Consider the following 20260-nt stretch of genomic DNA (forward strand, 5'->3'; position numbering starts at 1 on the left):
TATACGCAAAGAAGTTTAGATGTCCAGATGTATTGACGTCTATTGTGACAATGATTACTCTGGAGCCTGACTTTTCACCGATTCAGCCCAGGAACTTCCCAACATGACGCGTAAACAGGCCACCATCGCAGTGCGTAGCGGTTTAAATGACGACGAGCAGTACGGTTGCGTTGTCCCGCCGATCCACCTCTCCAGTACCTATAACTTCACCGACTTTAATGAACCTCGCGCTCACGACTACTCCCGCCGCGGCAACCCGACGCGTGATGTGGTGCAGCGTGCCTTAGCGGAGCTGGAGGGCGGCGCTGGCGCGGTGCTGACCAATACCGGTATGTCGGCGATCCTGCTGGTGACGACGGTGTTCCTTAAGCCTGGCGATCTGCTGGTGGCGCCGCATGACTGCTACGGCGGCAGCTACCGTCTGTTCGATAGCCTGGCGAAGCGCGGCTGCTATCGCGTTCAGTTCGTCGATCAAAACGATGAGCAGGCGCTGCGGGCGGCGTTGGCGGAAAAACCGAAGCTGGTGCTGGTCGAAAGCCCAAGTAATCCATTGCTGCGGGTAGTGGATATTGCGAAAATCTGTGGTCTGGCGCGCGAAGCCGGGGCGATCAGCGTGGTCGATAACACCTTCCTGAGTCCGGCGCTGCAAAACCCGCTGGCGCTGGGCGCCGATCTGGTGTTGCACTCCTGTACTAAATACCTTAATGGTCACTCTGATGTGGTGGCCGGGGTGGTGATTGCCAACGATCCGGCGACTGTCACCGAACTGGCATGGTGGGCGAATAATATTGGCGTCACCGGCAGCGCCTTCGACAGCTATCTGCTGTTGCGCGGGCTGCGGACGCTTTCTCCACGCATGGAAGTGGCGCAGCGTAATGCCCTGGCGATTGTCGAGTATCTGAAAACCCAGCCACTGGTGAAAAAGCTGTATCATCCGTCGCTGCCGGAAAACCAGGGGCATGAAATTGCGGCGCGTCAGCAAAAAGGTTTTGGCGCAATGTTAAGCTTCGAGCTGGACGGTGACGAGCAGACGCTGCGCCGTTTCCTGAGCGGGCTGTCGCTGTTTACACTGGCGGAATCGCTGGGGGGCGTTGAAAGCCTGATTTCCCATGCGGCAACGATGACGCATGCCGGCATGGCGCCTGAAGCGCGTGCCGCCGCCGGAATTTCAGAAACGCTCCTGCGTATTTCGACCGGTATTGAAGATGGTGAAGATTTAATTGCCGACCTGGAAAATGGCTTCCGGGCAGCAAACGAGGAATAAAGATGAGTGTGATTGCGCAGGCAGGGGCGAAGGGTCGTCAGCTGCACAAATTTGGTGGGAGTAGTTTAGCGGATGCGAAATGTTACCTGCGCGTCGCGGGGATCATGAAGGAGTATTCGCAGGCGGGGGACATGATGGTCGTCTCCGCCGCTGGCAGCACCACCAACCAGCTGATCAGCTGGCTTAAGCTTAGCCAGAGCGATCGCCTTGCTGCGCATCAGGTTCAGCAGTCGCTTCGCCGCTATCACACCGAACTGATTGGTGGTCTGGTGGAGCCTGCGGCGGCGGATACGCTGATAGCCGCCTTTATCCACGACCTTGAGCGTCTGGCTGGTCTGCTGGACGGCGGGGTTTCCGAAGCGGTCTATGCGGAAGTGGTCGGCCATGGGGAAGTGTGGTCCGCGCGCCTGATGGCGGCGGTTCTCAACCAGCTGGGAATGGAAGCCGCCTGGCTTGACGCGCGCGCGTTCCTGCGCGCGGAACGTGCCGCGCAGCCGCAGGTGGATGAAGGATTATCCTATCCACTGCTGCAGCAGCTGATGGCGCAGCATCCTAACAAACGTCTGGTGGTGACCGGCTTTATCTCCCGCAACCAGGCCGGTGAAACCGTCCTGCTGGGCCGTAACGGGTCTGACTACTCCGCCACCCAGATCGGTGCGCTGGCGGGCGCTTCCCGCGTCACTATCTGGAGCGACGTCGCCGGGGTGTACAGCGCGGATCCGCGCAAGGTGAAAGACGCCTGTCTGCTGCCGCTGCTGCGTCTGGACGAAGCCAGCGAGTTGGCGCGTCTGGCCGCGCCGGTGCTCCATGCCCGCACGCTACAGCCGGTTTCCGCCAGCGATATCGATCTGCAGTTACGCTGCAGCTATACGCCGGAACAGGGTTCCACGCGCATTGAGCGCGTGCTGGCCTCCGGTACTGGCGCCCGGATTGTCACCAGCCATGACGACGTCTGCCTGGTGGAGTTCCAGGTGCCGGCCGGTCAAGATTTCAAACTGGCGCATAAAGAGCTGGACGCCCTGCTCAAACGCGCCCAGCTGCGCCCGTTAGCCGTTGGCGTCCATGCCGACCGCAAGCTGCTGCAGTTTTGCTATACCTCCGAGGTGGCCGACAGCGCGCTGAAGCTGCTCGATGAAGCAGGTCTGCCGGGCGAGCTGCGTCTGCGTCAGAAGCTGGCGCTGGTGGCGATGGTGGGCGCTGGCGTCACCCGTAACCCCCTGCATTGCCACCGTTTCTGGCAGCAGCTGAAAGGGCAGCCAGTGGAGTTCACCTGGCAGTCGGAAGAAGGAATCAGCCTGGTGGCCGTGCTGCGCGCCGGGCCGACGGAAAGCCTGATCCAGGGGCTGCACCAGTCCTTGTTTCGTGCCGAAAAGCGTATTGGCCTGATGCTGTTCGGCAAAGGAAACATCGGTTCCCGCTGGCTGGAGCTGTTCGCCCGTGAACAAACCACGCTCTCGGCGCGCACCGGCTTTGAGTTTGTTCTCGCCGGCGTGGTCGACAGTAAACGCAGTCTGCTGAACTATGACGGGCTGGACGCCAGCCGGGCGCTGGCTTTCTTCAACGATGAAGCGGTGGAGCAGGATGAAGAGTCGCTGTTCCTGTGGATGCGCGCGCACCCGTACGATGATTTAGTGGTGCTGGACGTCACCGCCAGCGAACAGCTGGCCGACCAGTATCTTGATTTCGCCAGCCATGGCTTCCACGTGATCAGCGCCAACAAGCTGGCGGGGGCCAGCAGCAGCGATAAGTATCGCCAGATCCACGACGCGTTTGAGAAGACGGGGCGCCACTGGCTGTATAACGCCACCGTGGGCGCCGGCTTGCCGGTGAACCATACGGTGCGCGACCTGATCGACAGCGGCGATACCATCCTCGGCCTGAGCGGTATCTTCTCGGGAACGCTCTCCTGGCTGTTCCTGCAGTTCGATGGCACCGTGCCGTTCACCGACCTGGTGGATCAGGCGTGGCAGCAGGGGCTGACCGAGCCGGATCCGCGCGTCGATCTGTCCGGTAAAGATGTGATGCGCAAGCTGGTGATCCTCGCGCGGGAAGCGGGCTATGACATCGAACCGGATCAGGTGCGCGTGGAATCACTGGTCCCGGCGCACTGTGAAGAGGGTTCGGTTGATCACTTCTTTGAGAATGGCGAAGAGCTGAACGAGCAGATGCTGCAGCGCCTGGAGGCGGCCCGCGAGATGGGGCTGGTGCTCCGCTACGTGGCGCGCTTTGATGCCAACGGCAAAGCTCGCGTCGGCGTGGAAGCGGTACGCGAAGAGCACCCGCTGGCGGCGCTGCTGCCGTGCGATAACGTGTTTGCTATCGAAAGCCGCTGGTATCGTGATAATCCGTTGGTGATCCGCGGGCCCGGCGCCGGGCGTGACGTGACCGCCGGGGCGATCCAGTCGGATATTAACCGTCTGGCGCAGCTGCTGTAATCCCGAGAAAAAGACCAGGCCAGGCCTGGTCTTTTTTGTTAGTGCGCCGCAAAAACCGCTTTAGCGGCAAACAGGCCGTTTAGCGCCGCCGGGAATCCGGCGTAGACCGCCATCTGCATGATCACTTCCGTAATTTCCTCTTGCGTCAGACCAACATTTAATCCCGCGGCAATATGCACTTTCAGCTGCGGCTCGGCGTTACCCAGCGCGGTGAGCGCGGCGATGGTGGCGATTTCCCGGCTGCGCAAATCAAGCCCTGGCCGGGCGTAAATATCGCCGAAGGGGAACTCAATCAGATAGCGGGCGAAGTCGGGGGCGATATCCCGCAGGCTGTCGACGACGGCTTCCCCGCCGTGACCGTCCACGCGCTGAAGCATTTCCTGACCGGTGATATAACGTTCGCTGGACATCGTTTTTTCCTCTCTGTGATGAAGCGTTGAGAGGAAGGGTAGGGAAGTTTGCCGGACTTGAGTAATACCCTTTTCGTGATACCTTTTCAGTATGACAACTTCGCGATTGCATTCTCTCGATATCCGCCTGCTGCGCGCCTTTGCGGTGGTGGCGGAGGAAAATAACATCAGCCGGGCGGCGCAGCGGTTATTTATCTCGCAGCCGCCGCTGAGTCGCCATATGCGCCATCTGGAAGCGCAGCTGGGGGTGACGCTGTTTCAGCGCCATAGCAAAGGCCTGATCCTTACCGACGCGGGCAGAGAGGTGCTGGCGATGATTCGGCCCATGCTGGCGCTCCAGGAACGCACGCTGGCGGCATTGAGTGAGCTCTCCGTTCACTCGCCGCTGTCTCTGCGTCTGGGCGTGACGACCGCCTTCGAACAAGGCATTTTCGCCGCTGTTGAATCTGCGCTGAGCGAACATACCCGCGCGTTGCATATCACCCGCCACGCTTCACCGGCGCTGGCTCAGCAGGTGCGCAAAGGCAAACTCGATGCGGCGCTGGTTGCGCTGCCGCTCAATACTGAAGGGCTGCACTTGCACCCATTGCCGTATCAGGAGCCGCTCATCGCGGCAGTGCCAGCCTCCTGGCCGGAAGCCGCCACACCAGCGTTAACGCTAAGCGCGCTCAATCACCGGCCGTTGTTCTGGTTTAAACGTGAGCGTAACCCCGATTTCTTTGACTATACGCGACGCATTTTCGACCGGGCTGGCTATACCCCCGCTTATGTGGAAGAGCCTGCCGAACATGATGTGCTGCTGGCGCGAATTGCGCGTGGGGAAGGCATGATCCTCCTGCCGGCGTCCTTTTCCGCAATCCAGCGTCAGGGGGTGGTGTTCTGTCCTGTCGCTGAAGGCGACAGCATGCCGTTAAGCCTTGGGGTGATCTATGCGCCTCACCGGGCAGAATCCGTGCAGCAATGGCTCTCACTGCTGGATGAGCACCTGACGACTGGCTAGCCTCAGGCTGACTCTCGAGCCACCAGCTGTCCGGAAAGGGTAATGCGCTGGGTCGGCAGGGCAGGTTCTTTGATTTTGCGGATAATGAGCGAGGCTACCTGACGTCCTGTCTCTTCGCTGGCGGAAGAGACATAAGTGAAGGATGGCGAGGTCAAATTAACGTGCATCATGTCTTCAAAACCCACCAGCGCCACCTGCTGAGTGAGAAAGACATCTTTTCCCACCGTGCGTCCAACCTGATGAATGCCGCTGAGGCAGCCAATCATTGCATCCGGTGAGTGGCACAGCAGGGCGGTAATGGCATTATTTTTTTCCAGCAACTGGCGGGTAGCGATACTGGCAGCCTGCGTATTGTCGCTGCAGGCAGGAGCAAATTCCTCCCGTACGGTCATGCCGTTTTTCTCCAGCGTACTGTATAAGCCAAGCAGCCGCTGCTGACGAATCAGGTCATTATCCTGTCCGCCAATATAGGCGATGTAGCGATGGCCGCGTTCAATCAAATAGCGGGCGGCGATGCTGGCGGCCTGGCGATTATCGCGGACCACCTGGTCATGATGGCCGGAGAGCGGTGTTTGCGAGACGGCGACCAGCGGCAGAGGACATGCTTGTAACGCCGCAGGCAGCGCATTGCTGGTGGTATCGGCATCCAGATATATCACGCCGGCGACGCCCTGCTGTTTAAACGACAGCAGGCAGCGGGCCAGATAGTCATGATCGTCGCGCGGCTGGCCGAGGATCACCATATAGCCTTGCTTCTCCAGCTCCTGGACGATATTCGCCATCACTTTAATGGAAAAACTGTCGTTGAAGTCGCGCAGGATCAGGCCGATCAAATTGGTGGTATTGGCGCGAAGGTTAGCGGCGGCGACGTTATGTACATAGCCAAGTTCCTGGATGGCCGCGTTGACTTTTTCGATGGTGGCGTCGGAGATCTTCCCTTTCTGGCGTAATACCAGCGACACCGTCGAAACGGAGACGCCGGCCAGTTTCGCCACATCTATAATGCTGACTTTCTTCAAAATCGCTCCATGACAACGCGTGTATTACCGTCAGATCGCAGACATAGGCTTACCCACGGTAAGCCTACTTCCACACCATAACACCTTCTTGTTATTTGCCAATCATCCCCGACATGGTTTGCGCGATAAATTGCGCCCTGGCGCCAAAAATAATCTGGATGCCGTTATCGCCGACGAAGACCACCCCGCGTGCGCCGATGCCGTTGAGGCCATCTTTATCAACCGCATCGCGCTCAGCCACTTCCAGGCGCAAGCGGGTGATACAAGCCCCGACGGAATCGATATTTTGTGCACCACCGAGAAGATTGACGATCTCCGTTGCCAGCTCCGCGTCGGTTTTATCATCGGCGGTGACAGTGATATCGGTACGGCCTGGTGTTTTCACATCAAAGCGACGGATAACGAACCGGAAGGTGAAATAATAAATCAGCCCCATCGGCACGCCAACGATAACCGCGTTGAGGAAGTGGGTTTGATAGCCGTTCAGCGACGGCAGAATACCGAAGGAGATATAGTCAATAAGCCCCGCCGAGAAGGATTTAGCGATATGCGCATGCAGCAGATACATTGTCATGTACGAGAGCCCCGCCATGATGGCGTTGAAGACGTACAGGATCGGCGCCACGAAGATAAAGGTAAATTCTACGGGTTCGGTAATGCCGGTCAGGAAGCAGGTCAGCGCGGCAGAGAAGAGAATACCGGCCGCGATTTTTTTATTCTTAGTATGCGCTTCGTGATACATCGCCAGACAGGCAGCTGGAAGCGCGAACAGCATAAGCGGGAATTCCCCCTGCATAAACTTCCCAGCGTTTTGGTAGCTATCGGAGCTAAAAGATTTCACTCCTTCTTCCAGCATTTTAAACCAGATGGTCTGGTCGCCGTGGATCACCTGGCCTGCCTGAGTGGTGTAATCGCCGAAAGAGTACCAGAAAGAGGGATACCATATGTGGTGCAGTCCCAGTGGGATCAGCGCCCGTTCAACAAGGCCGAAAATAAAGGTCGATGCAGCCTGGTTGTCGCCGTTTACCACCATCGACAGTGAGTCAATACCAGCCTGGATATGTTGCCAGACATAAGGCAACAGCAGGCCGAGGATAAATGAGAGAAATGCCGTGGCGATCGCCACGAAACGCTTACCCGAGAAGAAGCCAAGGAACTCAGGCAACTGCATCGCATGGAAGCGGTTATAGCACCACGCCGCGAGAATACCGCAGATGAGACCGCCAAAAACCCCCATCTGCAGCGTCGGGATGCCGACGACCATGGCATATTTTCCGCCCTGAGAGGCCATCTCCGGCGTAATGCCGAGCACAGTGCTAATGGTGATATTAGTGATGAAGACGGAGACGGCTGCCGACAGCGCAGCGATACCCGATTCTGATGCCAGCCCCACGGCTGAACCAATTGCGAACAGCATTGGCAGGTTATCAAAAATGATACCGCCGGCGTTCATCATCAAGGGCATATGGAATTTATCCCCGAAGGCCAACAGTAAGCCGGCGGCCGGGAGGAGCGAAATCGGCAGCATCAAGGCGCGGCCGATCATCGACAGTTTTGATAATGATTTTATGAACCCTGACCACAGACTCATGGTGATATCCCCGAATAGATTTTATAAGCATTATTGCGTAAGTAGAACGTTCTAGTAGAACGTTCTACTTACTCTGAACCAAGCGATAAGCGGCTGCAATAACAATCGCTATGGCCAACATGGGGAGATGCTGGTTTTTTGAACTGCTTCAAATTTCATCGGATCGAATTCTTCCTGCGCGGCATCCATTCTGGCCGGAAGATGAATTTTTTTCATATTGGCCGCCTTTTCCTCACTCTTTACGCAGATTTTTCTATTGACGCCCGCGCGCTTTTCCGTCATTTTTACATCTGGACGTCTAAACGTATAGAAGTTCGCAATACAACAGCCATTACATGCGATTGATGAGGTAAGGTATGAGCTTTTTTCACGCCAATCAGCGGGAAGCCCTGAATCAGAGCCTGGCGGAAGTCCAGGGCCAGATTAATGTTTCCTTTGAATTCTTTCCGCCGCGCACCAGTGAAATGGAGCAAACCCTGTGGAAATCCATCGATCGCCTGAGCAGTCTGAAACCGAAGTTTGTCTCGGTGACCTATGGCGCGAACTCCGGCGAGCGCGATCGCACCCACAGCATCATCAAGGGCATTAAAGAGCGAACCGGTCTGGAAGCGGCGCCGCACCTGACCTGTATCGATGCGACTCGCGATGAGCTGCGCACTATCGCCCAGGATTACTGGAACAACGGCATCCGCCATATCGTCGCGTTGCGCGGCGACCTGCCGCCGGGCAGCGGTAAACCGGAGATGTATGCCGCCGATCTGGTCAGCCTGCTGAAAGAGGTGGGGGATTTCGATATCTCTGTCGCCGCGTATCCGGAAGTGCATCCGGAAGCGAAAAGCGCGCAGGCGGATTTACTCAACCTGAAACGCAAAGTCGAGGCAGGCGCCAACCGCGCGATCACCCAGTTCTTCTTCGATGTGGAAAGCTACCTGCGTTTTCGCGATCGCTGCGTCTCAGCGGGCATCGACGTGGAAATTATTCCGGGTATCCTGCCGGTATCCAACTTTAAACAGGCGAAAAAGTTTGCGGATATGACCAACGTTCGTATCCCGGTGTGGATGTCGAAAATGTTCGAAGGTCTGGATAACGATGCCGAAACCCGTCAGCTGGTGGGGGCTAACATCGCTATGGACATGGTGAAGATTTTAAGTCGGGAAGGGGTAAAAGATTTCCACTTCTACACCCTGAACCGCGCCGAAATGAGCTACGCCATCTGCCATACGCTGGGCGTGCGTCCGGCCTGAGTGCTTGCCGTTTCCGCCGCCAGTGGGCGACACGTCCGGCAGATAAACATAAAAAACACCCGGCTGACGCCGGGTGTTTTATTTTGCTCTGGATTATTCCCATTCCTGCAGGAAGCGCTGGCCATATTGGTCGGCGACCAGCAGCGCGGCGTAGACCTGGTCGGAGTTAACCCCGCCCGGCATATTGTGAATGGTTTCGCCTTCAGCGCAGGCGGCTTCCGCCACCAGGCGCATCTTGGTCGGGATGTCGCCTTTGATATCCAGCTGCGCCAGGGTGATCGGCAGCCCAACGCTGTGACATAGCGCGGCGACGGTCTCGATCTCTTCCACCGGCGCGTTTTCCAGCACCAGCTGCGTCAGGGTGCCGAACGCCACTTTTTCACCGTGATAATAGTGGTGAGCGTCAGGGATGGCCGTCATGCCGTTATGAATTGCGTGGGCTGCCGCCAGGCCACCGCTTTCAAAACCGACGCCGCTCAGATAGGTGTTGGCTTCCACCACCCGCTCCAGCGCCGGAGTGACCACGTGCTGTTCGGCGGCCAGCATCGCTTTTTCACCCTCTTCGAGTAAGGTGTTGTAGCACAGCTCGGCCAGCGCCAGCGCCGCCTGGGTGCATTTCCCGCCCGCCATGGTGGTGGCGCCGCTGCGTGAGCAGGCGCGGGCTTCGAACCAGGTGGCCAGCGCATCGCCAATTCCGGCTGCCAGCAGGCGAGCCGGCGCGCCGGCAACGATCTGCGTATCGACAATGACCATGTTAGGGTTATGCGGTAGCATCAGATAGCTGTCGAACTCCCCTTCGTCGGTGTAAATCACCGACAGCGCGCTGCACGGCGCATCGGTGGAGGCGATGGTGGGGGCGATCGCCACCGGCACCTTCATAAAATGGGCCAGCGCTTTCGCGGTATCCAGGGTTTTACCACCGCCGATCCCCAGCACGGCGGTGCATTTCGCACTGCCGGCGATATCGCGCAGGCGATTGATTTCATTATGCGAACATTCACCGCCAAACGGCGCGATTTCCGCCGCCAGGCCGGCATCGGCCAGGCTTTTGCGTAGCATCTCTTCCGCGAATCCCAGCACGAATTTATCGCCAACGACCAGCCAGCGTTCGGCCAGCGGTTTCAGGTAGTCGCCAAGGCGCTTGATGGCGCCTGCGCCCTGAATGTATTTGCCTGGTGATTGAATAATGCGATCCATTACGATTCCTCCTCGATGACCGTGATGCCGCCCGCAGGCGGCGCGCGGGTCCGGTTACAGGTTCAGCGTGCCAAAGGCGTTATTCCAGTCCTGTTCAAACTTCTCTATGGCTGACTCTACCGCAGGGGTGCCGAGAATTTGTTGCGCTACATCTAGTGGAAGGGTGATGGCTTCGCAGCCAGCCAGCAGGCAATCCAGCGCCTGACGGGGCGTTTTGAAGCTCGCCGCCAGCACTTTGCTTTCGGGCGCATGCATTTCCAGCAGGGATTGCAGCTCCTGCACCATGCGGATGCCGTCCCCGCCCTGAGCGTCGACGCGGTTAACGTAAGGCGCGACGTACTTTGCGCCGGCCAGCGCGGCCAGCAGACCCTGTGAGGCGCTGTAGACGGCGGTGCCAAGGGTTGGGATGCCTTCCTTCTTCAGCAGCTTGATAGCGGCGAGGCCTTCGGCGGTGACCGGGATTTTGACCACGATGCGCGGTACGGCGTTGCTCAGGCGTTTGGCTTCTGCCACCATGCCCTGCGCATCGCGGCTCATGGTCTGCGCAAACAGAATCCCTTCCGGGCCAACGGCTTTTTGCAAGCGCGGCAGTACATCCCAGACTGGTGTTTTTCCGGCGGCGATAATGCTCGGGTTGGTGGTCACCCCGGCCAGCGGGTAGATGCGGGCCAGGCGTTCCACTTCGGCGACGTTGGCGGTATCCAGATAGAGTTCCATAGTGTTTTCCTCAATGCTTAATTCGGTGCTGTCGTTGAGGTAAGCATACGGCCTTCGTTTGAAGGATCGCCAGATGACAAATTTGCCAAAAACTGGATAAATGTACGCATCGCGATTAAGGATGATTTAGATCACATTTATCGACGCTGCCTGGGATGAGAGGAAACTATAGCGCGCACAAAAGTCAGGTTTAACACACAAAAATCTAGTTTTTTGCCGGGGATGATTTTTCCGTCAGCTGGCTATGGTACTGGCGGCGGTATTCAGATGGCGAGCGTTCCGTGGTTTTGCGGAACAGGCGGCAGAAGTAGTTGCTGTCGGCGAAGCCGCAGGCGTGGGCGATGTCTTTCACTTTCATATCGTGGCCCTTCAGCAGCATACGGGCCTGTTCGAGACGAATGTGGTTCAGATATTCATTGAAGCCCATTGGCCCACATTTCTGGAACAGATGAGAAAGATAGTTAGGAGAGAGATAGAACGCCTTGGCGACCGATTCCCGGCTCAGCGGCTCCGGGTAATGGACCTCGATGTACTGACGGATTGCCTCGAACAGCGCCTGGCTGCGCGAGGAGGTTTGCGCCTGGCTGCCGAGAAGATCATGGCAGTGGCTGAGCAGGCTGATGACGATGCTGCGGGCGGTTTGCTGCTCCTGCGGCTGCATCCGGATCTCGTTGAGCGCCTGCAGCAGAAAGGAACCGACGCGCGGCCCGCGACGCAGCGCCTGTAGTTTTTCAACAACGGCGATCGTCTTGCCATTCCAGCGCTGCAGCGAGCACTCCAGCTGCTGCTTAGCGAACAGGATGCTTAACAGCAGGCAGGGCGCCTGCCACTGTGGGCAGTTCCAGCTATCGCCAGGAATATAGAGCACGTCATGGGTCTCCAGGGGCGGGGCGTTATCGCCGAGCGCCTGGTCGCGCAATTGCCCATCGAGGAGGATATTCAGACGGGGAAAATCAACCTGCACCACCGGTTCAGCAGGCGAGCGCGTCTCGCCGGCGAAATAAACCCGGCCGAGGCTGGTCTGCTTTTTTAGCAATGCATCAATAAGTTGATTGATATCGTTGTCCATCATTGTTCCGCCCCGCGCATCACCCTTTTCATCATACCGGACATTATTCCAGCGGTAAAAGCGCCAGCCTGTCGCTATTGCTTCTCACTTGAGATATGTTATATCGTAACAATTTGTCGCCATTGATAACAAACTCAGGAGAGAGTAATGACCAGAAAGATCCCCCTGCTGGCCTTGGGACTCGGCATGGCGCTAGCCAGCGCCCAGGCGTTCGCCCACGGCAACCATAGCCATGGGCCGGCGCTAACCGAAGTGGAGCGTCAGGCCAGCGAAGGCATTTTTGCGGATAAAGATGTGCAGGACCGCGCGCTGAGCGACTGGGAGGGCGTCTGGCAGTCGGTGAACCCATATCTGCTCAACGGCGATCTCGATCCGGTGCTGGAGCAGAAGGCGAAAAAGCCCGGCGGCAAGAGCGTGGAGGAGTATCGCGCCTATTATAAGAAGGGCTACGCCACCGATGTGGAACAGATTGGCATTGAAGATGACGTGATTGAGTTCCACGTCGGCGAGGCCGTCAACAGCTGCAAATACCGCTATTCAGGCTACAAAATTCTGCATTACGCCTCCGGTAAGAAGGGCGTACGTTATCTGTTCGAGTGCCAGCAGGGCGATGCCAACGCGCCAAAATATGTCCAGTTCAGCGACCATATCATTGGTCCGCGTAAATCGCAGCATTTCCATATTTTCATGGGCAATGAATCACAGGAAGCGTTGTTGAAAGAGATGGATAACTGGCCGACCTATTATCCGTATGCGCTGCATAAAGAACAGATCGTTGATGAGATGTTGCACCACTAAAACGGGTGAAAAATCCCCCGGCCGGGCGGCCGGGGGAAGACATCGATTAGCCGGTGTTACGCATACCGGCGGCGACGCCGGCGATGGTGACCATCAGCGCTTGTTCAACGCGCGGATCCGGGTCTTTGCCCTCTTCTTCAGCCTGGCGTGAACGGTGCAGCAGTTCCGCCTGCAGGACGTTCAGCGGATCGGTATAGATATTACGCAGCTGGATAGACTCGGCGATCCACGGCAGGTCGGCCATCAGATGGGAGTCGTTGGCGATGGCCAGCACGACGTTGATATCGGCAGCCAGCAGCTTGCGCAGCTCGGTACCCAGCGCCCACAGCTCCGGTTTCACCAGGCGCTGATCGTAATACTCCGCCAGCCACAGGTCGGCCTTCGAGTAAACCATCTCCAGCATGCCGAGGCGGGTGGAGAAGAACGGCCAGTCGCGACACATCGCTTCCAGTTCACTCTGTTTTCCGCCTTCGACTACCTTCTGCAGCGCAGCGCCAGCGCCCAGCCAGGCCGGAAGCATCAGGCGGTTCTGGGTCCAGGCGAAGATCCACGGAATGGCGCGCAGCGACTCGACGCCGCCGGTCGGGCGACGTTTTGCCGGACGCGAACCCAGCGGCAGTTTGCCCAACTCCTGCTCCGGAGTGGCGGAGCGGAAGTAAGGCACGAAATCTTTGTTTTCACGCACATAGCCGCGATACATCTTGCACGACACGTCGGACAGCTCGGCCATGATGTCGCGCCACTGCGGTTTGGGTTCCGGCGGCGGCAGCAGGTTGGCTTCGAGGATCGCGCTGGTATAGAGCGACAGGCTGCTGATGGTGACTTCCGGCAGGCCGTACTTAAAGCGGATCATCTCACCCTGCTCGGTAACGCGCAGGCCGCCTTTCAGGCTTCCCGGCGGCTGTGAGAGGAGCGCGGCGTGGGCCGGCGCGCCGCCGCGGCCAATGGAGCCACCGCGACCGTGGAACAGCGTCAGTTCGATCCCGGCTTTCTCACAGGTTTTGATCAACGCATCCTGCGCCTGGTACTGCGCCCAGGAGGCGGCCATCACCCCTGCGTCTTTCGCGGAATCAGAGTAGCCGATCATGACCATCTGTTTGCCCTGGATAAAGCCGCGGTACCAGTCGATATTCAGCAACTGGGTCATGACGTCGTTGGCGTTGTTCAGGTCGTCCAGCGTTTCGAACAGCGGAGCCACCGGCAGGGCGAAGCCAATCCCGGCCTCTTTCAGCAGCAGGTGAACCGCCAGCACGTCGGACGGCGTTTTGGCCATCGAGATCACGTAGGCGGCGATCGATCCGCGCGGCGCCTCGGCGATCACTCTGCAGGTGTCGAGAACTTCGCGGGTCTCTTCGCTGGGCTCCCACTGGCGCGGCAGCAGCGGACGTTTGGAATTCAGTTCGCGGATCAGGAAAGCCTGTTTGTCGGCTTCTGACCAGCTTTCGTAATCGCCGATCCCGAGGTAACGGGTCATTTCGCCCAGCGCTTCGGTATGGCGAGTGCTTTCCTGACGGATATCAATACGCACCAGCGGTACGCCGAAAGACTTCACGCGGCGCAGGGTGTCGAGCAGCTCGCCGTTGGCGATAATGCCCATGCCGCAGGCCTGCAGCGATTTATAGCAGGCGTACAGCGGCTCCCACAGCTGCTCGTTCTGCGTGATCAGTCCCGCCGGTTTCGGCAGCTTCTGACCTTTCAGGCGCGCTTCCAGCCAGGCCTGGGTCTCCATCAGCTGAGTGCGCAGTTTTTTCATCAGGTAACGGTACGGTTCCTGAGCGCCCTCGGCGCCGGCCAGGGCACGCAATTCGTCGGTACACTCCACCATCGACAGCTCGGAGATCAGCACCTGCACATCTTTAAGGAACAGATCGGTCGCTTTCCAGCGGCTGAGCAGCAGCACGTGGCGGGTGATATCGGCGGTCACGTTCGGGTTGCCGTCGCGGTCGCCGCCCATCCACGAAGTGAAACGCACCGGGACAAAGTCCACCGGCAGCTGATAGCCGAGGTTGGCTTCCAGCTGTTCGTTCAGCTCGCGCAGGTAGTTAGGCACCCCTTCCCACAGGCTGTTTTCCACCACCGCGAAGCCCCATTTGGCTTCATCGACCGGGGAAGGGCGGTGCTTACGAATTTCATCGGTATGCCAGGACTGGGCGATCAGCTGGCGCAGACGGCGCATCAGCTGGTGGTGCTCGTAGTCCGCGATATCTTTGTTATCCAGCTGCTTGAGGCAGTTGTTCACCTCCACCATTTTATGGATCAGCGTCCGGCGGGTGATCTCGGTCGGGTGGGCGGTTAACACCAGCTCCAGGGACAGAGATTCCACCGCTTTTTTGATGGTCTCTTCGTTGAGATTGGGTTGGTCTTTGAGCTTTCTCAGGGTACGTGCAATGACTTCCGGATTGCTGGCTGCTTCGCCATTCGGCGAAATGCTGTGGTACTGCTCAGCGGTGTTAGCCAGATTCAGGAACTGGCTGAAGGCACGGGCTACCGGCAGCAGTTCGTCGTTAGACAAATTCTGCAGCGTGGTCAGCAGCTCCTGGCGGTTAGCTTCGTTGCCGGCGCGTGAAGATTTGGACAACTTACGGATAGTTTCGACACGATCAAGAATATTTTCTCCCAATGCATCCTTGATGGTATCGCCCAGCACCTTGCCGAGCATACTGACATTACTACGCAATGCGGAATATTGTTCGTTCATGTTACCCCAGACACCCCATCTCATTTTATTTTGTTATATCCGCTGCGCTGGAACGTGAGCAACGGATAAGCAACCCGTCTTTTATAAAGCCACGTAAATACCCCCACGTCAATTACTGCGAAATCGCTTCAGCAAACGAGTAAATACCCGTAATTTGCGAAATTTAACTCAGGGGGCGCTGGATAAGCATCGCTTATGGAAATGTGACGATCGTCACCGTTCCGCCCCGGGAGAACGGGGCGGAAAAAGAGGGCGATTTTAGTGCCAGCAGAAGTGGTGGACCACCTGGCTAATCAGCTCCCGCGTCGGCTTGATAAAGCGCGTCTCCAGAAACTCGTCAGGCTGATGGGCCTGGTTGATCGAGCCCGGGCCGAGAACCAGCGTTGGGCACAGCGTCTGGATAAACGGCGCTTCGGTACAGTAGTTCACCACGTCGGTCTGGGCGCCAAGCAGTTTCTCAACCACCTGCACCAGCTTATGGTCCGGTGGGCACTCATAGCCGGGGATCGGCGGATGCAGCTCCGAGACCGTCAGGCGGCCTGGCCAGCGTTCGCTGACCGGGGCCAGCGCCTCGCCCAGCAGACCATTAAGGTCGTTGAGGGTCATCCCCGGCAGCGGGCGGATGTCCATATGCAGTTCACAGCAGGCGCAGATACGGTTTGAGGCATCGCCGCCATGGATGGCGCCGAGGTTGAGGGTCGGGTAAGGGACCGTGAACGCCTCGAAGTGGTAGCGCTCTTTTAGCAGATCGCGCAGCTGCATAATCCGGCCGATGGCGTCGTGCATCAGCTCGATCGCGTTGACCCCGCGCGCCGGATCGCTGGAGTGGCCGGACTGGCCCTGAATACGGATCGCGTTGGACATATGTCCTTTATGGGCGCGGATTGGCTGCAGGGAGGTGGGCTCGCCGATGATGGCGCAGTCCGGGCGCAGCTGGGTGGTTTCGGCAAAATAGCGCGCGCCAGCCATGCTGGTCTCTTCGTCGGCGGTGGCCAGAATATACAGCGGTTTTTTCAGCGTGGTGACGTCGACATCGCGCAGGGCGTCGAGAATAAAGGCGAAAAAGCCTTTCATATCGGCCGTGCCGAGGCCGTAGAGCTTGTTATCGTGTTCGGTGAGGGTGAACGGGTCGCGCGTCCAGCGGCCATCATCGAACGGCACGGTATCGGTATGCCCTGCGAGCAGCAGGCCGCCGGCGCCGTGTCCGGTGCTGGCCAGCAGATTGAATTTATGGCGCGTATCCGGCACTGGCTGTACCTCGACGTTGAAGCCGAGATCGCGGAACCAGCCGGCCAGCAAATTGATTAAAGACTCATTGCTTTGATCGAGAGCCTCTTCGGTCGCGCTGATGGACGGTGTGGCGATCAACGCGCGGTAGATCTCGATAAAGGGCGGTAAATTGTTTTTCATTGTTGACACACCTTGGGTCGTGATAGTATCAATATTCATGCATTTATTGTGAATAAAAATACAATATCGTTGAGCGTAAGAAAACCCATCGAATGTAAGGAGATGCGCTTCCAATGTTAAATACGCTGATTGTGGGTGCCAGTGGTTATGCCGGCGCAGAGCTGGTGACCTATATCAATCGTCATCCGCATATGAACATAACCGCTTTGACGGTCTCCGCGCAAAGCAATGATGCGGGAAAATTAATTTCCGACCTGCATCCGCAGCTCAAAGGCATTGTCGATATGCCGCTGCAGCCGATGTCCGATATCAGCGAATTCAGCGCTGGCGTGGACGTGGTGTTTCTCGCCACCGCGCACGAAGTGAGTCACGATCTGGCGCCGCAGTTCCTTGCCGCCGGCTGCGTGGTGTTCGATCTCTCCGGTGCCTTCCGCGTTAACGATGGGGCGTTCTACGAAAAATATTATGGTTTCACTCATCAGCATCCCGACCTGCTCAAACAGGCGGTGTATGGTCTGGCGGAGTGGAGCGCGGATGCGCTTAAAGAAGCGCAGTTAATCGCGGTGCCTGGCTGCTACCCAACGGCGGCGCAGCTGTCGCTGAAGCCGCTGATCGATGCCGGTCTGCTGGATCTCAACCAGTGGCCAGTGATCAACGCCACCAGCGGGGTGAGCGGCGCGGGACGCAAAGCCGCGATCGGCAACAGCTTCTGTGAAGTCAGCCTGCAGCCGTACGGCATATTTAACCATCGTCATCAGCCGGAGATTGCCAGCCACCTCGGAGCGAAAGTGATTTTTACCCCGCACCTGGGTAATTTTAAACGCGGTATTCTGGAAACCATTACCTGCCGCCTGAAGCCGGGCGTTGGCCATGCGCAGATCGCGGCGGTTTACCAGCAGGCTTACGCCGATAAACCGCTGGTACGTTTATATGATAAAGGCGTGCCCGCAGTGAAAAGCGTCGAAGGTCTGCCATTCTGTGATATCGGTTTTGCCGTGCAGGACGATCATCTCATCGTCGTCGCGGCAGAAGATAATCTGCTGAAAGGCGCCGCAGCGCAGGCGGTGCAGTGCGCGAATATTCGTTTCGGCTTCGCTGAGACGCAGTCTCTTATTTAAGGTGTGATGATGAACCCATTAATTATCAAACTCGGCGGCGTATTACTCGATAGCGAAGAAGCGCTGGAGCGTCTGTTTACCGCGCTGGTCAATTACCGTGAAGCGCACCAGCGTCCGCTGATTATCGTCCACGGCGGCGGCTGCGTGGTGGATGAGCTGATGAAGCAGCTCAATCTGCCGGTGCAGAAGAAAAATGGTCTGCGGGTGACGCCGGCTGAGCAAATCGACATCATCACCGGCGCGCTGGCGGGAACCGCTAACAAGACGCTGCTGGCGTGGGCGAAAAAGCACGGTCTGGCCTCTGTCGGCCTGTTCCTCGGCGATGGCGGTAGCGTGAAGGTGACGCAGCTGGATGCTGAGCTGGGCCATGTCGGGCTGGCGCAGCCGGGCTCTCCGACGCTGATCAACACCCTGCTGGCGGGCGGTTACCTGCCGGTGGTGAGCTCTATCGGCGTGACCGATGAGGGCCAGCTGATGAACGTCAATGCTGACCAGGCGGCGACGGCGCTGGCGGCTACCCTGGGGGCGGATCTGATTCTGCTGTCTGACGTCAGCGGTATCCTCGACGGTAAAGGGCAGCGCATTGCCGAGATGACCGCCGAGAAAGCGGAGCAACTGATCGAGCAGGGGATTATCACCGACGGCATGATTGTCAAAGTGAATGCGGCCCTCGACGCCGCGCGCGCTCTGGGCCGTCCGGTGGACATCGCCTCCTGGCGTCACGCCGAGCAGCTGCCGGCGTTGTTTAACGGCACGCCTATCGGCACACGTATTCTGGCTTAAGATTTCATGCCCGGCGGCGCGTTGTCTGCCGGGCTTACAAGACCGTAGGCCGGGGAGGCACAACGCCACCGGCGGAACTAACGAATAAAGGAAGCATGTTATGGCACTTTGGGGCGGGCGTTTTACACAGGCAGCAGATCAACGGTTTAAACAGTTCAATGACTCGTTGCGCTTCGACTATCGTCTGGCGGAGCAGGATATCGTTGGCTCTGTCGCCTGGTCGAAAGCGCTGGTAACGGTCGGCGTTCTGAGTGCCGCTGAACAGCAGCAGCTGGAAGAAGCGCTGAATGTGCTACTGGAAGAGGTGCGCGCCAATCCGCAGCAAATCCTCGCCAGCGATGCCGAAGATATTCACAGCTGGGTGGAAGGCAAACTGATCGACAAAGTGGGCCAGTTGGGCAAGAAACTGCATACCGGCCGCAGCCGTAACGACCAGGTCGCTACCGATCTTAAACTGTGGTGCAAAGATACCGTTGTCGAATTGCTGTCGGCGAACCGCCAGCTGCAGAGCGCGCTGGTGGAGACGGCCCAGCAGAACCAGGACGCGGTGATGCCGGGGTACACCCACCTGCAGCGCGCCCAACCGGTGACGTTCGCGCACTGGTGTCTGGCCTATGTCGAAATGCTGGCGCGCGACGAAAGCCGCCTGCAGGACGCGCTGAAGCGCCTCGACGTTAGCCCGCTGGGCTGCGGCGCGCTGGCGGGAACGGCGTATGAGATCGACCGCGAGCAGCTGGCCGGGTGGCTGGGCTTTGCCTCCGCCACCCGAAACAGCCTCGACAGCGTGTCCGACCGTGACCATGTTCTGGAGCTGCTTTCCGATGCCTCTATCGGCATGGTGCATCTGTCGCGCTTTGCGGAAGATCTGATTTTCTTTAACTCCGGCGAGGCGAATTTCGTCGAGCTTTCCGACCGCGTAACCTCAGGCTCCTCGCTGATGCCGCAGAAGAAAAACCCGGACGCCCTGGAGCTTATCCGTGGCAAATGCGGTCGCGTGCAGGGCGCGCTGACCGGCATGATGATGACCCTGAAAGGGCTGCCGCTGGCCTACAACAAAGATATGCAGGAAGATAAAGAGGGGCTTTTCGACGCCCTGGATACCTGGCTCGACTGCCTGCATATGGCGACCCTGGTGCTGGATGGCATCCAGGTAAAACGTCCGCGCTGTGCGGAAGCGGCGCAGCAGGGCTATGCCAACGCCACGGAGCTGGCGGATTATCTGGTGGCGAAAGGCGTACCGTTCCGCGAGGCGCACCATATTGTCGGTGAAGCGGTGGTGGAAGCCATTGCGCAAGGGAAACCGCTGGAAGCGCTGGCCCTGGCCGATCTGCAGAAATTCAGCCCGGTGATTGTGGACGATGTTTATCCGATCCTGTCGCTGCAGTCCTGCCTGGATAAACGCGCGGCAAAAGGCGGCGTCTCGCCGCAGCAGGTGGCGCAGGCTATCGGCGAGGCGAAGGCCCGTCTGAGCTAATCCTTAGATATCTGCCCCCCTGACCCGGCCGAG

17 protein-coding genes are annotated in these 20260 nt (G+C 58.3%); 8 read left to right on the forward strand and 9 right to left on the reverse strand.

Annotated features, from left to right (window positions below):
* The first annotated feature begins 103 nt into the window (after nucleotides 1-103).
* Both metB and ACLEXF_RS23530 read left to right on the forward strand, forming a co-directional pair.
* Nucleotides 104-1264 carry a cystathionine gamma-synthase gene (gene metB, locus ACLEXF_RS23525; protein WP_004203678.1) on the forward strand — a complete coding sequence of 387 codons (1161 nt, stop codon included), beginning with the start codon at nucleotides 104-106 and terminating at the stop codon, nucleotides 1262-1264.
* A 2-nt stretch (nucleotides 1265-1266) separates the two neighbouring features.
* Nucleotides 1267-3699, forward strand: a complete 2433-nt coding sequence (locus ACLEXF_RS23530; RefSeq protein ID WP_017899821.1) for a bifunctional aspartate kinase/homoserine dehydrogenase II — start codon at nucleotides 1267-1269, stop codon at nucleotides 3697-3699.
* A 38-nt stretch (nucleotides 3700-3737) separates the two neighbouring features.
* Here the strand turns inward: ACLEXF_RS23530 and ACLEXF_RS23535 are convergent, their stop codons facing one another.
* The gene (locus ACLEXF_RS23535) at nucleotides 3738-4109 is read right to left on the reverse strand and encodes a carboxymuconolactone decarboxylase family protein (protein ID WP_004203680.1); all 372 of its coding nucleotides are present in this window, start codon (nucleotides 4107-4109) and stop codon (nucleotides 3738-3740) included.
* Nucleotides 4110-4200: 91 nt separating this feature from the next.
* Between ACLEXF_RS23535 and ACLEXF_RS23540 the strand changes: the two genes are divergently transcribed.
* The gene (locus ACLEXF_RS23540; RefSeq protein WP_064183867.1) at nucleotides 4201-5109 is read left to right on the forward strand and encodes a LysR family transcriptional regulator; all 909 of its coding nucleotides are present in this window, start codon (nucleotides 4201-4203) and stop codon (nucleotides 5107-5109) included.
* A 2-nt stretch (nucleotides 5110-5111) separates the two neighbouring features.
* Here ACLEXF_RS23540 and ACLEXF_RS23545 read toward each other — a convergent pair whose 3' ends face one another.
* From ACLEXF_RS23545 to ACLEXF_RS23555, 3 genes are all read right to left on the reverse strand, one after another.
* Nucleotides 5112-6128, reverse strand: a complete 1017-nt coding sequence (locus ACLEXF_RS23545) for a substrate-binding domain-containing protein (RefSeq protein WP_023319431.1) — start codon at nucleotides 6126-6128, stop codon at nucleotides 5112-5114.
* A 91-nt stretch (nucleotides 6129-6219) separates the two neighbouring features.
* Nucleotides 6220-7719, reverse strand: a complete 1500-nt coding sequence (locus ACLEXF_RS23550; RefSeq protein WP_032455467.1) for a PTS transporter subunit EIIC — start codon at nucleotides 7717-7719, stop codon at nucleotides 6220-6222.
* 108 nt (nucleotides 7720-7827) lie between these two features.
* Nucleotides 7828-8001, reverse strand: coding sequence for a hypothetical protein (locus ACLEXF_RS23555; RefSeq protein WP_017899816.1), 174 nt, complete (start codon nucleotides 7999-8001; stop codon nucleotides 7828-7830).
* 74 nt (nucleotides 8002-8075) lie between these two features.
* Between ACLEXF_RS23555 and metF the strand changes: the two genes are divergently transcribed.
* Nucleotides 8076-8963, forward strand: a complete 888-nt coding sequence (metF, locus tag ACLEXF_RS23560) for a methylenetetrahydrofolate reductase (protein ID WP_004203682.1) — start codon at nucleotides 8076-8078, stop codon at nucleotides 8961-8963.
* Nucleotides 8964-9056: 93 nt separating this feature from the next.
* Here the strand turns inward: metF and gldA are convergent, their stop codons facing one another.
* From gldA to ACLEXF_RS23575, 3 genes are all read right to left on the reverse strand, one after another.
* On the reverse strand, nucleotides 9057-10160 hold the full coding sequence (gene gldA, locus ACLEXF_RS23565) for a bifunctional L-1,2-propanediol dehydrogenase/glycerol dehydrogenase (protein WP_004203683.1): 1104 nt from the start codon (nucleotides 10158-10160) through the stop codon (nucleotides 9057-9059).
* Nucleotides 10161-10214: 54 nt separating this feature from the next.
* Nucleotides 10215-10877: a fructose-6-phosphate aldolase gene (gene fsa / locus ACLEXF_RS23570; protein WP_423265818.1), complete on the reverse strand. Its 663-nt coding sequence runs from the start codon at nucleotides 10875-10877 to the stop codon at nucleotides 10215-10217.
* Between the two features lie 205 nt (nucleotides 10878-11082).
* Nucleotides 11083-12024, reverse strand: coding sequence for an AraC family transcriptional regulator (locus ACLEXF_RS23575; RefSeq protein ID WP_258963789.1), 942 nt, complete (start codon nucleotides 12022-12024; stop codon nucleotides 11083-11085).
* Between the two features lie 69 nt (nucleotides 12025-12093).
* On the opposite strand from ACLEXF_RS23575, the gene zinT reads away from it, so the two are divergent.
* A complete protein-coding gene (gene zinT, locus ACLEXF_RS23580; protein ID WP_017899813.1) occupies nucleotides 12094-12744 on the forward strand; it encodes a metal-binding protein ZinT in 651 nt (216 codons plus the stop codon).
* A gap of 46 nt (nucleotides 12745-12790) precedes the next feature.
* Here zinT and ppc read toward each other — a convergent pair whose 3' ends face one another.
* Together ppc and argE are read right to left on the reverse strand one after the other, a co-directional pair.
* Entirely contained in the window at nucleotides 12791-15442 is a 2652-nt protein-coding gene (gene ppc, locus ACLEXF_RS23585; protein WP_017899812.1) for a phosphoenolpyruvate carboxylase, read from the reverse strand.
* A gap of 258 nt (nucleotides 15443-15700) precedes the next feature.
* On the reverse strand, nucleotides 15701-16852 hold the full coding sequence (gene argE, locus ACLEXF_RS23590; protein ID WP_004203688.1) for an acetylornithine deacetylase: 1152 nt from the start codon (nucleotides 16850-16852) through the stop codon (nucleotides 15701-15703).
* A 113-nt stretch (nucleotides 16853-16965) separates the two neighbouring features.
* On the opposite strand from argE, the gene argC reads away from it, so the two are divergent.
* From argC to argH, 3 genes are all read left to right on the forward strand, one after another.
* The gene (argC, locus tag ACLEXF_RS23595) at nucleotides 16966-17970 is read left to right on the forward strand and encodes an N-acetyl-gamma-glutamyl-phosphate reductase (RefSeq protein WP_004203689.1); all 1005 of its coding nucleotides are present in this window, start codon (nucleotides 16966-16968) and stop codon (nucleotides 17968-17970) included.
* 6 nt (nucleotides 17971-17976) lie between these two features.
* The gene (argB, locus tag ACLEXF_RS23600) at nucleotides 17977-18753 is read left to right on the forward strand and encodes an acetylglutamate kinase (RefSeq protein WP_087771191.1); all 777 of its coding nucleotides are present in this window, start codon (nucleotides 17977-17979) and stop codon (nucleotides 18751-18753) included.
* A gap of 100 nt (nucleotides 18754-18853) precedes the next feature.
* Nucleotides 18854-20227: an argininosuccinate lyase gene (gene argH, locus ACLEXF_RS23605; protein WP_017899811.1), complete on the forward strand. Its 1374-nt coding sequence runs from the start codon at nucleotides 18854-18856 to the stop codon at nucleotides 20225-20227.
* Nucleotides 20228-20260 lie beyond the last annotated feature (33 nt).

It is taken from the genome of Klebsiella pneumoniae complex sp. WS1778, assembly GCF_049472055.1.
GTDB lineage: Bacteria > Pseudomonadota > Gammaproteobacteria > Enterobacterales > Enterobacteriaceae > Klebsiella > Klebsiella quasipneumoniae.